This is a genomic window from Enterobacter sp. I4 (genome assembly GCF_022669095.1).
Classification (GTDB): domain Bacteria; phylum Pseudomonadota; class Gammaproteobacteria; order Enterobacterales; family Enterobacteriaceae; genus Enterobacter; species Enterobacter pasteurii.
Map to the genome: position 1 here is coordinate 923,123 of NZ_JALBUO010000002.1, position 11,781 is coordinate 934,903.

13 protein-coding genes are annotated in these 11,781 nt (G+C 58.1%); 8 read left to right on the top strand and 5 right to left on the bottom strand.

All coding sequences use genetic code 11. The features are described from left to right. Positions 1-2: 2 nt before the first annotated feature. The 3 genes from MOQ06_RS16825 to acpT are packed head-to-tail and all read left to right on the top strand — an operon-like array spanning position 3 to position 2,556. Positions 3-734, top strand: a complete 732-nt coding sequence (locus tag MOQ06_RS16825; protein ID WP_242174449.1) for a 3-ketoacyl-ACP reductase FabG2 — start codon at positions 3-5, stop codon at positions 732-734. Next, complete coding sequence (locus tag MOQ06_RS16830) at positions 731-1,960, top strand: beta-ketoacyl-ACP synthase (protein ID WP_176609267.1); 1,230 nt, start codon at positions 731-733, stop codon at positions 1,958-1,960. The genes MOQ06_RS16825 and MOQ06_RS16830 overlap by 4 nt, the downstream gene beginning before the upstream one ends. A 2-nt stretch (positions 1,961-1,962) precedes the next feature. Further along, positions 1,963-2,556, top strand: a complete 594-nt coding sequence (acpT, locus tag MOQ06_RS16835; protein WP_148420522.1) for a 4'-phosphopantetheinyl transferase AcpT — start codon at positions 1,963-1,965, stop codon at positions 2,554-2,556. Between the two features lie 59 nt (positions 2,557-2,615). On the opposite strand, the gene MOQ06_RS16840 is transcribed toward acpT, so the two are convergent. Then, positions 2,616-3,122, bottom strand: coding sequence for a phenolic acid decarboxylase (locus MOQ06_RS16840; RefSeq protein ID WP_148387039.1), 507 nt, complete (start codon positions 3,120-3,122; stop codon positions 2,616-2,618). Between the two features lie 99 nt (positions 3,123-3,221). Between MOQ06_RS16840 and MOQ06_RS16845 the strand changes: the two genes are divergently transcribed. The 3 genes from MOQ06_RS16845 (at position 3,222) to MOQ06_RS16855 (ending at position 5,698) form a co-directional block, all read left to right on the top strand. Next, positions 3,222-4,103, top strand: coding sequence for a LysR family transcriptional regulator (locus MOQ06_RS16845; RefSeq protein ID WP_242174051.1), 882 nt, complete (start codon positions 3,222-3,224; stop codon positions 4,101-4,103). Between the two features lie 32 nt (positions 4,104-4,135). Beyond that, positions 4,136-4,930, top strand: coding sequence for an SDR family NAD(P)-dependent oxidoreductase (locus tag MOQ06_RS16850; protein WP_193355790.1), 795 nt, complete (start codon positions 4,136-4,138; stop codon positions 4,928-4,930). Positions 4,931-5,035: 105 nt separating this feature from the next. Next, positions 5,036-5,698 carry an HAD family hydrolase gene (locus MOQ06_RS16855; protein WP_242174054.1) on the top strand — a complete coding sequence of 221 codons (663 nt, stop codon included), beginning with the start codon at positions 5,036-5,038 and terminating at the stop codon, positions 5,696-5,698. A 95-nt stretch (positions 5,699-5,793) separates the two neighbouring features. Here MOQ06_RS16855 and MOQ06_RS16860 read toward each other — a convergent pair whose 3' ends face one another. After that, on the bottom strand, positions 5,794-6,819 hold the full coding sequence (locus MOQ06_RS16860) for a TerC/Alx family metal homeostasis membrane protein (protein ID WP_242174057.1): 1,026 nt from the start codon (positions 6,817-6,819) through the stop codon (positions 5,794-5,796). Positions 6,820-6,905: 86 nt separating this feature from the next. Then, positions 6,906-8,105: an NAD(P)/FAD-dependent oxidoreductase gene (locus tag MOQ06_RS16865; protein ID WP_242174059.1), complete on the bottom strand. Its 1,200-nt coding sequence runs from the start codon at positions 8,103-8,105 to the stop codon at positions 6,906-6,908. Between the two features lie 228 nt (positions 8,106-8,333). Between MOQ06_RS16865 and pitA the strand changes: the two genes are divergently transcribed. Then, positions 8,334-9,833, top strand: coding sequence for an inorganic phosphate transporter PitA (gene pitA / locus MOQ06_RS16870; protein WP_148420513.1), 1,500 nt, complete (start codon positions 8,334-8,336; stop codon positions 9,831-9,833). Between the two features lie 54 nt (positions 9,834-9,887). Here the strand turns inward: pitA and uspB are convergent, their stop codons facing one another. Beyond that, entirely contained in the window at positions 9,888-10,223 is a 336-nt protein-coding gene (gene uspB, locus MOQ06_RS16875; RefSeq protein WP_059294351.1) for a universal stress protein UspB, read from the bottom strand. Between the two features lie 282 nt (positions 10,224-10,505). On the opposite strand from uspB, the gene uspA reads away from it, so the two are divergent. Beyond that, a complete protein-coding gene (uspA, locus tag MOQ06_RS16880) occupies positions 10,506-10,943 on the top strand; it encodes a universal stress protein UspA (protein WP_003861223.1) in 438 nt (145 codons plus the stop codon). A 66-nt stretch (positions 10,944-11,009) separates the two neighbouring features. On the opposite strand, the gene rsmJ is transcribed toward uspA, so the two are convergent. Further along, a complete protein-coding gene (rsmJ, locus tag MOQ06_RS16885) occupies positions 11,010-11,774 on the bottom strand; it encodes a 16S rRNA (guanine(1516)-N(2))-methyltransferase RsmJ (protein WP_242174062.1) in 765 nt (254 codons plus the stop codon). Positions 11,775-11,781: the final 7 nt, after the last annotated feature.

The following is an 11,781-nucleotide window of genomic DNA, read 5'->3' on the forward strand; positions in this document are numbered from 1 at the left end:
GTCTGAGTCGATCCGTACTGGTCACCGGGGCCAGCAAAGGCATTGGCCGCGCCATCGCCCTTCAGCTTGCGGCGGACGGTTTTACCGTCGGCGTGCACTACCATCGTGATGAGGCGGGCGCGCAGGAGACGCTGGATGCGATTGTCCGGGCGGGCGGCGCGGGCCGTTTACTCACGTTCGACGTGGGCAACCGCGAGCAGTGCCGCACGGTGCTGGAGCAGGAGATCGCCGATCGCGGCGCGTTTTATGGCGTGGTAAGTAACGCCGGCATTACCCGCGACGGCGCGTTTCCGACGCTCAGCGAGGATGACTGGGACCGCGTGATCCACACCAATCTCGACAGTTTTTATAACGTCATCCACCCCTGCATTATGCCGATGATTGGCACTCGCAGGGGCGGGCGGATCGTCACCCTGTCGTCGGTGTCAGGCATTATGGGCAACCGTGGGCAGGTGAACTACAGCGCGGCCAAAGCCGGGATTATCGGGGCCACCAAAGCGCTCGCCACCGAGCTGGCGAAACGCAAAATCACCGTCAACTGCATCGCGCCGGGGCTGATTGATACCGGCATGATCGAGATGGACGAGGCCGCGCTGAACGCGGCGATGTCGATGATACCCATGCAGCGCATGGGCCAGGCCGAGGAGGTGGCCGGGCTGGCGAGCTACCTGATGTCGGATAAGGCAGGCTACGTGACGCGCCAGGTGATTTCGATTAACGGAGGCATGCTATGACCCGCCGGGTAGTGATTACGGGCACGGGCGGCGTTACCGCGTTTGGCGAGGACTGGCCGACCATTTCGCGCCGCCTGCGCGGGTATGAAAATGCGGTGCGCACCATGACGGAGTGGCAGGCGTATGACGGCCTGCAAACCCTGCTCGCCGCGCCGATTGAAGGCTTCACCCTCCCCGCTCACTACACCCGCAAGCGCATTCGCGCCATGGGCCGCGTGTCGCTGCTTTCAACCCGCGCCACCGAACTGGCGCTGGAGCAGGCGGGCCTGATCGACGACGCGGTGCTCACCAACGGTCAGACCGGGATCGCCTACGGCTCGTCGACGGGCAGCACCGGGCCGGTCAGCGAGTTTGCCTCCATGCTCACGGAAAAGCACACCCATAACATCACCGGCACCACCTACGTGCAGATGATGCCGCACACCACTGCGGTCAACACCGGGCTGTTCTTTGGCCTGCGCGGACGGGTGATCCCAACGTCGAGCGCCTGCACCTCCGGCAGCCAGGCGATTGGCTACGCCTGGGAAGCGATTCGTCACGGATACCAGACGGTGATGGTGGCGGGCGGCGCGGAAGAGCTGTGCCCCTCGGAAGCGGCGGTTTTCGATACCCTGTTTGCCACCAGCCAGCGTAACGACGCGCCGAAAACCACGCCGTCGCCGTTTGACGTTCAGCGCGACGGCCTGGTGATTGGCGAAGGGGCTGGCACCTTAATTCTGGAAGAGCTGGAGCACGCCACCGCGCGCGGGGCGACAATTTATGGCGAGATCGTGGGCTTTGCCACCAACTGCGATGCGGCGCACATCACTCAGCCCCAGCGTGAAACCATGCAGGTGTGTATGGAGCAGTCGCTGGCGATGGCCGGTCTACAGCCTCAGGACATCGGCTACATTTCTGCCCACGGCACGGCGACCGACCGCGGGGATATCGCCGAGAGCCAGGCGACCGCCGCCATTTTCGGCGACGGGGTGCCCATTTCATCCTTAAAGAGCTACTTCGGCCATACTCTGGGCGCCTGCGGAGCGCTGGAAGCCCTGCTGAGCCTGCACATGATGCGGGAGGGCTGGTTCACGCCGACGCTCAATTTAAGACAACCGGATGAGCAATGTGGCGCTTTAGATTATATTATGGGGGAAGCCCGCCCGATTGACTGCGAATTTATACAGAGCAATAACTTTGCCTTTGGCGGCATCAATACCTCGATAATCATCAAACGCTGGGCGTAACTATGTACCAGTTTGTACTGGGAAAGATCTCCACCCTTAGCGCGGACCCGCTGGCGTCAACGCTCGCAGACAGGGCACCTCAGGGTGCACGACGCGCTTCCTGGCTTGCAGGCCGGACGCTGCTCGCCAGAACCTTATCCCCCTCGCCTCTCCCCGAGATAATCTACGGCGAGCAGGGAAAACCGGCCTTCGCTAGCGGCCATCCGCTGTGGTTTAACCTGAGCCACAGCGGGGACGACATTGCCCTGCTGCTGAGCGACGAAGGCGAAGTTGGCTGCGATATTGAAGCGATCCGCCCGCGCGAGAACTGGCAGGCGCTGGCGAATGCCGTCTTCAGCCTTACCGAACATGCCGAGCTGGAGCGTGAAGCGCCGGAAGAGCAGCTTTCCGCCTTCTGGCGCATCTGGACGCGCAAAGAGGCCATCGTCAAACAGCGCGGCGGCAGCGCGTGGCAGATTGTCAGCATTGACAGCACCGCGCAGCCGCTGCCGGTCAGCCAGCTACGCGTCGGCTCGCTGAGCCTTGCGGTCTGCACGCCCACGCCCTTCACCCTGACGGCGGAATTAATCGCTTATTCCGGTACCTCTGCGGCATAAAAAAACGGCCATTCCGGTAAAACCGCAATGGCCGATGTGCATTTAACGCGTTGCGAAGCTTATTTTAAATTTTCAGGGAAGTTTGCCGGCAGCTCGCTGGCGGCACACGCAATAACGCTGTCATCGTTGGCGCCGCAGTCGCGTACAAAGGTAATCGTCGCAAATTCATCAATCACCTCCGTCGGATAGGCCGGACCGGCATCACGGTAGCTGTTCATCAGCGGAATGTGATCGTTCTGGAAGCAGACGGTTTTTTCCGGATTGTTCATGACCCAGCGCGGGAAGAAGATGGTGCCGTGAAACAGGCTGTCGCCCAGGTTCACAATCAGGCTTACGTCGGTACCGGTTGGCTCCGTCCAGGAAATTTTATAGATGCTCTCCCCGACGCGAACGATGTACGCCTGCTGATCTTTCACCCAACGGTTGCCCACCAGACCGCTGTGAATACGGTAGTCGAGGGTATTCTCGTTTTTGACGTAAATTTCGTAGTTCCAGCCATTATCGTAGGTATAAACCAGATGTTTGCCGACGAAGCCGCTTAAGTCATGTTTGTCGAAGGTGCTCATAAGATGTCTCCTTTGTTTTGATGAGGCTATCGTACCCCTTCAAAAAATGAATGAATAACGCTATGTTTGAATCAAATTCATCCAAAATTTAGATTGATCATGCATAAGACGACGCTGGAACAATGGGCCCTGCTGGAGAGAGTAGTTGAGGCTGGCAGCTTTGCCAGAGCTGCGGAGGAGACGCACCGCAGCCAGTCCTCGGTCAGCTATAACCTGTCGCTTTTGCAGGAGCGGCTTGGCGTGGCGCTGTTAATGACTGAAGGCAGGCGGGCGGTGCTGACCCCGGCGGGAGAACTGTTGCTGAATCAGGTGAAGCCGCTGCTGAAAGCCTTCGCCTACGTTGAGACGCGCGCCGCCACCCTGCGCAGCGGTATGCGAACCCGTATCGATCTGATGGTAGACAGTATTTTTCCGCGCGGCCGGCTGTTTGCGATTTTGCGCCAGTTCCAGCAGCGGTATCCGCAAACGCAGGTGCGGCTCACCGAGGTGCTGGAAAACAGCCGGGAGGATGCGCTCAATGATGAAGCCGACGTGATGGTCTTAACCCGCCGCCAGGACATTACCGGGCTGGGTGAATGGCTAATGAACATTGATTTTATCGCCGTCGCGCATCATGCGCACCCGCTTTTTGCGCTGGACACGCCGCTAAATGACGAGACGCTGCGGCCGTGGCCACGCATTCAGATCGCAGACAGCCAGCCCGCCGTTCGCCCGGGCGGCGAGTCGTGGACCTTTTCCACCATAGATGCCGCGATCGAGGCGGTGATGTATCAGGTTGGGTACGGCTGGCTACCGGAAGAACGCATTCAGCCCCAGCTTCAGCAAGGCATACTCAAAACCCTGCCCCTCAGCCACGGCGTTCGACGCGCCACGCCGCTTCACCTCATCGTTAAGCGCTCCCTTAGCCCGCTGGACGAGCAGGTTGAGACGTTGTTGCGCCTTTTTAAGCAGGAGCCGTCATCGTCAACTGCTACGCTTTAAGGTCTGAAGGTTAAGACAACAAGGAGCGAACGATGAAAATCGATTTAACGGGGAAAGCGGCGCTGGTGACCGCATCAACCGGCGGGATTGGCTTCGCCATCGCCCGCGGGCTGGCGGAAAGCGGTGCGGAAGTGATTGTGAACGGGCGCAGCATCGACTCGGTAAATAAGGGCATTCAGGCGCTGCAGCAGGTGGTGCCAGGCGTACAGGTTCGTGCCGCCGTCGCCGATCTCAGCTCGCCGGAAGGCGTAGACGAATTGCTCAGGGTCGCCTCGCAGGTCGATATTCTGGTCAATAACGCCGGGATTTATGGTCAGCAGGATTTTTACTCCACCGACGACGATACCTGGGAACGCTACTGGCAAACCAACGTGATGTCCGGCGTGCGGCTCTCCCGCGCCCTGCTGCCGGGCATGGTGCAAAAAGGCTGGGGCCGCGTGGTGTTCATCTCGTCAGAATCGGCCTGCAATATTCCTGCGGACATGATCCATTATGGCGTAACGAAGACCGCGCAGCTCTCCCTGGCGCGCGGGCTGGCGAAGTTCGTGGCCGGCAGCGGCGTTACCGTGAACAGCGTGCTGCCCGGGCCGACAATGTCGGACGGCTTCGCCGCGATGATGAAAGACGAGATGGAGAGAACCGGTAAATCGCTGGAACAGCTGGCGAACGCGTTTGTGATGGCGAACCGCCCCAGCTCGGTTATTCAGCGCGCCGCGACGGTTGAAGAAGTGGCCAATATGGTGGTGTATGTCTGTTCAGTGCAGGCCTCCGCTACCTCCGGCGCGGCGCTGCGCGTCGACGGTGGCGTAGTGGATGACATAGTTTGACCCGTCAGTCACAGGTTAGAGAAAAAATGAGGACTGATATAAGGACTGTGAAGATAAAGCAGGTAAACTAGTGAACAGAATGTGTATTTAAGCTAAGACGTATTTATGACCAATATGATTGCCGACGAAGCCGTGGCCAGATCCAGCGTGCTCTCTGTCTTTGACTTTGATGGTACGTTGACGCACCACGACAGCTTTATTCCCTTCCTGCGCTTTGCCTTTGGCAAGCGCTACTTTGCGGGCCGCCTGGTGCGGATGGCCCTGCCCACGCTGCACTGCGTGCGCCGCAAGCTGACGCGTGATGAGCTGAAAGAGGTGCTGATTAAAACCTTCCTGACGGGGGTGGATGAGCACTGGTTACGCCAGCAGGCAGAGGCCTTTTGTGAAAAATACTGGAGCAAGCTGATGCGCCCGGAAGGCGTTATGGCCGTGGCTAACGAAGTCAACTCCGGTGCGGAAGTGACGATTTGCTCCGCCTCCCCGGCGCTGGTATTACAGCCGTGGGCCGACAGGCTCGGCATTAAGCTGATTGGCACGCAGCTGGAGGTGAAAGACGGCAAGCTGACCGGGCGGATCACCGGCAACAACTGCCGCTGCGCGCAGAAAGTGGCGAGGCTGGAGAAGGTGTATGGCGACCTGAACGCGTATCACCTGCGCGCCTGGGGCGACACGCGAGGCGACCACGAGTTGCTGGCGGCGGCGCAGGATCCGCACTGGCGGCACTTCCATCATCCGCGCAAGCGCCGGAACTCACCGATTAAGGGGTAAGCGCGGTCTTTTACCCTCACCCCGGCCCTCTCCCACAGGGAGAGGGAGAAAACCAAATCGTAGGCCCGGTAAGCGAAGCGCCACCGGGCGGTACATCAGGCTTCACGTTTCGCCGGGAACATCACGCTCGCAATAATCCCCAGCGCCAGCACGCCTAATACCACGAACAGGCTGGCCGTTGCGCCAATGCTGTAACCGTGATGCCAGAAGTGGTCGGTGGCATTTAGCCCCAGCTTGAACGCCACGAAGAACAGCAGCAGCACTACCGCTTTCTCCAGATGCACCAGATACTGCTTAAGCGCCTCCAGCACGAAGTAGAGGGTACGCAGGCCGAGGATCGCGAACATCATTGCGCTGTAGATAATCAGCGGCTCGCGGCTGACGGCAATGATCGCGGGGACGGAGTCAAACGCGAACATGACGTCGGACAGCTCCACCACCGCGACGCAGAGCAGCAGCGGCGTCGCGTAGCGCTTCGCCTTCTTCACGCGGCCTACCATCACATCCTTGTTTTCAGGCTTCTCCAGTTCGGCATCCACCTCTTTCTGGGTCAGGATAAACGCATGGCTGCTGATTTTTGGCCAGACCGGATAGAAGCGTTTTACCAGGCGGTACGCCAGGTGACCGGAGTAATCTTCCACCTCGTCGCTCTCTTCATTGCGCCTCAGCATCATCACCGCCGTCCAGCCAACGACCAGCGCAAAAATGACCTCAACGTATGGCCCCAGGCTCAGCAGGCTGGTGCCGATAGCAACAAAAATACCGCGGAACACGATCGCCCCCAGCACGCCCCAGTAGAGCACGCGGTGGCGATACTTATCCGGCACGCCGAACCAGGCGAAGATCGCCATCATCACGAACAGGTTGTCGACGGAGAGAACCTCTTCCAGCGCATAGCCGGTGAGGAACAGGCTCGCCATCTCCGCGCCGTGGTGCACGTATAAGAAGCCGGCAAACGCCATGGCCATCATGACCCAGAAGATGGACCACATGGCCGCGCTTTTCAGCGAGATCGGTTTATCGTGACGGTGCATGAAGAGGTCGATAAACATCGCCCCAACGGCCATCACCACAAAGACAACAACGGTTTCCGTCGGGAAACCGAGATGAGCAGCAGACATAGACAACCCTTTTTTAGATACAAACACCATGCAGACAATAAAAAAAGCGTGGAACCGCCAGCAACGCGGCACGCTAAAAATAAATATTAACCTTTCTTTTCAGCGAGTGCCTGCGCGCATGCCCAGGCACTGGCCCACGCCCACTGGAAGTTATACCCGCCGAGCCAGCCGGTTACGTCCATCACTTCGCCAATAAAATAGAGGCCCGGCACGTTGCGGGCTTCCATCGTGCGCGAGGAAAGCTCATTCGTGTCAACGCCGCCCAGCGTTACTTCCGCCGTGCGGTAGCCCTCGGTGCCGTTTGGCTGCACGCGCCAGTTCGTCAGCGTTTCCACCAGCGTTTCCTGCTCGCGGCTGTTCAGCTGCTTAAGCGACACGTCCGGGATCTGCCCTAACGCCTGCAGACACTCCACAAGACGCTTCGGCAGCTGCATCGCCAGGGTATTTTTCAGGCTCTGATTCGGGTGCGCGGCGCGCTGTTCGTTAAAGAACGCGTCCAGATCGCAATCCGGTATCAGGTTCACGGTGACGAACTCTCCCGGCTGCCAGTAGCTGGAGATCTGCAACACCGCCGGCCCCGAGAGGCCGCGATGGGTAAAGAGCAGGTTTTCGCGGAATACCGTACCGTCTTCGGCAGTGATGACCGACGGAACCGACACGCCGGAAAGCGTCTGAAGCTGCTCAAGCAGCGGCTTATGCAGCGTGAACGGCACTAGCCCGGCGCGGGTTGGCAGCACCTTCAGGCCAAACTGCTCGGCGATTTTGTAGCCAAACGGCGAGGCGCCGAGCCCCGGCATCGAGAGGCCGCCGCTGGCGATCACCAGATTATCGGCGCTGACGGTTTCGCCGTTGAGCTGCAGCGTGTACCCCTGCTCGTCGCGCGCGACCCCGAGCACTTCCGTGCGCAGGCGCATGACCACCCCGCCTTTCTCGCACTCGGCCACCAGCATATCGACAATCTGCTGGGCGGAGTCATCGCAGAACAGCTGTCCCAGCGTCTTCTCATGCCAGGCGATGCCGTGTTTACCCACCAGTTCAATGAAATCCCACTGGGTGTATCGCGCCAGCGCAGATTTACAAAAATGGCGGTTCTGGCTCAGATAGGCCGCCGGCTCGACATAAAGGTTGGTGAAGTTACACCGCCCGCCGCCGGACATGACGATCTTACGGCCAGGCTTTTTTCCGTTATCCAGCAGCAGCACGCGACGACCCGCCTGTCCGGCCATTGCCGCACAAAACATACCCGCCGCACCGGCGCCAATTACTACGGCATCAAACCTTTCCACGTCAAAATCCTCTTCGTTAACTGCCGCGGATTGTAAAGTTTCCTCAGTGGTCGCACCAGCGTAAAAAGATATTACAAAGCCATTCCATTGATATTTAAAGATTATCCTTTCAGGCACATTTCTCAAATCAGGTGGTATGTCAAAAAAAGTCTATATTTCACTTTGCCCGTTGCGCATTTGTCCTGGATAATGCGCCGCGTTCATGTCCTCAAAATGGCGTAACGTCCTATGCTACATTTGTTTGCCGGCCTGGATTTACATACCGGGCTTTTATTATTGCTTGCTCTGGTTTTTGTGTTGTTTTACGAAGCGATCAACGGCTTCCACGACACCGCAAACGCAGTCGCAACGGTTATCTACACTCGCGCAATGCGATCGCAGCTTGCGGTTGTTATGGCGGCGGTATTTAACTTTTTTGGTGTCCTCCTGGGCGGACTGAGCGTTGCGTATGCGATCGTGCATATGCTGCCAACGGATCTGCTGCTTAACGTTAGTTCTGGTCATGGCCTTGCCATGGTGTTCTCAATGCTGCTTGCCGCCATTATCTGGAACCTCGGTACCTGGTATTTCGGCCTGCCTGCATCCAGTTCTCACACCCTTATCGGCGCGATTATCGGTATCGGGTTAACCAACGCCCTGATGACCGGCACATCGGTTGTTGATGCGCTGAACCTGCCTAAAGTGCTGGGCATTTTTGGCTCTCTCATCATCTCCCCTATCGTGGGTCTGGTCGTTGCGGGTGGATTAATTTTCATTCTGCGCCGCTACTGGAGCAACACGAAGAAACGCGCGCGCATCCACCTCACGCCAGCAGAGCGTGAAAAGAAAGACGGCAAGAAAAAGCCGCCGTTCTGGACGCGTATCGCTCTGATCGTTTCCGCCATCGGCGTTGCCTTCTCTCACGGTGCTAACGACGGTCAGAAAGGGATTGGTCTGGTGATGCTGGTTCTGATTGGCGTCGCACCGGCGGGATTCGTGGTTAACATGAATGCCTCTGGCTACGAGATCACCCGTACCCGTGATGCGGTGAACAACGTTGAAACGTACTTCCAGCAGCACCCGGATCTGCTGAAGAAAGCAACCGGCGTAGACCAGCTTATCCCTTCTCCTGACTCTGGCGCACTGACTGCACCGGGCGAGTTCCATTGCCACCCGGCAAACGCGATTAACGCGCTGGAACGTGCGAAGGGCATGCTGGCCGATATCGAAAGCTACGACAAACTGGCTGTTGAACAGCGCGGACAGCTGCGTCGCATCATGCTCTGCATCTCCGACGTGACCGATAAAGTCGCGAAGCTGCCAGAGGTGACTGCTGACGACAAACGTCTGCTGAAGAAACTGAAAGGCGATATGCTCAACACCATTGAGTACGCGCCAATCTGGATCATCATGGCCGTCGCGCTGGCGCTGGGTATCGGTACGATGATTGGCTGGCGTCGTGTGGCGACCACCATCGGCGAGAAGATCGGTAAGAAAGGCATGACCTATGCGCAGGGTATGTCCGCGCAGATGACGGCGGCGGTTTCTATCGGTCTGGCAAGCTACACCGGTATGCCGGTATCAACAACCCACGTACTCTCCTCTTCCGTGGCAGGTACCATGATTGTTGACGGCGGCGGTTTGCAGCGTAAAACCGTGACCAACATTCTGATGGCCTGGGTGTTTACCCTCCCGGCGTCCATCCTGCTGTCTGGCGGTCTGTACTGGATTTCGCTGAAGCTGATTTAATCGGTTGAAGGCGACAAAAAAGCGGGTCAGGAAACTGACCCGCTTTTTTTATGCTCAGTGCCAAATCATCAGTGCAATCATACTCACCAGCACCAGGCCACAGAGGGCGCTGGTCAAAATGAACTGACGACGCAGGCGCTCGCAGCGACGGATAAACTCTTCATCGTGGTGATCGCGGTAGCGCTGGTAGTAGATATACCCCACCAGACGCATCTGCTTGCTGGGCTGCCCGTGCGAGGTGAAGAACCCTCCACCGTCCACATACTGATAAAGCAACGGATCGCAACCACGAAGTACCACTAACAGCGCACGTAACGATGAGAAGTAGCGCGCCATATTCACTATGCAAACCACGCATAACGCCCAAAACAATGCGACGGTGCTAATCATACATCCTCCCCGGCGTCCGCCCACGAAGCGAGGCTCCTGAGCTACCGCACACCAATGCCCTGACAGACAGTTCAGTGAAAGAATGACTAAAAGTCGATCCGGTTCGCGTTTTGATATCCGAACGGCTCATTGAATAGTGTAGGAGATCCGTTAATTTTTTTGCCACAAGGTTAATCGTTATCAACACCAAAGCTTGAAAAATATGTTTAACTGGGCCGTAATGAAAGCATCAGACGACGCTTTCCCATTTAGTCATCGATAACTTAAGGAAGGAGTAACACTATGGCTTACAAACACATTCTTATCGCGGTAGACCTCTCCCCGGAGAGCAAAGTGCTGGTTGATAAAGCAGTCTCTATGGCACGTCCCTACAACGCGAAAGTTTCGCTGATTCACGTTGATGTGAATTACTCCGACCTTTACACCGGTCTGATCGACGTGAATCTTGGCGATATGCAGAAGCGCATCTCCGAAGAGACTCACCACGCGCTGAGCGAGCTTTCCACCAACGCGGGCTATCCGATCACCGAAACCTTAAGCGGTAGCGGCGACCTGGGCCAGGTGCTGGTTGATGCGATTAAAAAATACGATATGGACCTGGTGGTATGCGGTCATCATCAGGACTTCTGGAGCAAGCTGATGTCTTCAGCGCGCCAGCTGATTAACACCGTGCATGTGGATATGCTGATTGTTCCTCTGCGCGACGAAGAAGACGAGTAAGTGCATTAAATTCCCCTCACCCTAACCCTCTCCCACAGGGAGAGGGAACGATCGAGCCCCTCGCCCCTATGGGGAGAGGGGTTGGGGTGAGGGGATATAAATATCAAACCGGTGTCCTTTGGTGGTCACCGCATTGGTCGTGGCAACGTCCGCCAGCGGCGGCGCGTAGTCAGGCCGTTTCACCACCACCCGCTTCGTTGCAAGCTGGCGGGCAGGCTCCAGCAGGCCGTCCGCATCTAAATCCGGCCCCACCAGCGACTGAAACACCCGCATCTCTTTCTTCACCAGCGCGCTTTTTTGCTTGTGCGGGAACATGGGGTCGAGGTAAACCACCTGCGGGCGCGGCGCAATGTCCGTCAGGGCCGTCAGGCTTGACGCGTGGATCAGCTGCAAACGCTCCTGCAACCACGGGCCGATTTCCGGGTCCGCGTAACCTCGCGCCAGCCCGTCGTCGAGCAACGCGGCGACAACCGGGTTACGCTCCAGCATCCGCACGCGGCAGCCCACCGAGGCCAGCACAAACGCGTCGCGCCCTAGCCCCGCCGTGGCGTCAACCACGTCCGGCAGATAGCTCCCTTTAATGCCGACCGCTTTGGCCACCGCTTCGCCCCGGCCGCCGCCGAACTTGCGCCGGTGCGCCATCGCTCCGCCGACAAAATCGACAAAAATCCCGCCGAGCTTCGGTTCGTCGCGCTTGCGCAGCTCGAGATGTTCCGGCGTCATCACCAGCGCCATCAGGTTGTCTTCATCGTGCTCCAGCCCCCAGCGGGCCGCCAGAACAGATAAGGCGCCGTCTCCGGCGCCCGTTTCATCTACTAAGCAGATCTTCACGTAGCAA

Bases quoted from the DNA above. Each gene is read 5' to 3' on its own strand.
- MOQ06_RS16830 (WP_176609267.1), top strand. From the start codon at position 731: ATGACCCGCCGGGTAGTGATTACGGGCACGGGCGGCGTTACCGCGTTT.
- acpT (WP_148420522.1), top strand. From the start codon at position 1,963: ATGTACCAGTTTGTACTGGGAAAGATCTCCACCCTTAGCGCGGACCCG.
- MOQ06_RS16840 (WP_148387039.1), bottom strand. From the start codon at position 3,122: ATGAGCACCTTCGACAAACATGACTTAAGCGGCTTCGTCGGCAAACAT.
- MOQ06_RS16845 (WP_242174051.1), top strand. From the start codon at position 3,222: ATGCATAAGACGACGCTGGAACAATGGGCCCTGCTGGAGAGAGTAGTT.
- MOQ06_RS16850 (WP_193355790.1), top strand. From the start codon at position 4,136: ATGAAAATCGATTTAACGGGGAAAGCGGCGCTGGTGACCGCATCAACC.
- MOQ06_RS16855 (WP_242174054.1), top strand. From the start codon at position 5,036: ATGACCAATATGATTGCCGACGAAGCCGTGGCCAGATCCAGCGTGCTC.
- MOQ06_RS16860 (WP_242174057.1), bottom strand. From the start codon at position 6,819: ATGTCTGCTGCTCATCTCGGTTTCCCGACGGAAACCGTTGTTGTCTTT.
- pitA (WP_148420513.1), top strand. From the start codon at position 8,334: ATGCTACATTTGTTTGCCGGCCTGGATTTACATACCGGGCTTTTATTA.
- uspB (WP_059294351.1), bottom strand. From the start codon at position 10,223: ATGATTAGCACCGTCGCATTGTTTTGGGCGTTATGCGTGGTTTGCATA.
- uspA (WP_003861223.1), top strand. From the start codon at position 10,506: ATGGCTTACAAACACATTCTTATCGCGGTAGACCTCTCCCCGGAGAGC.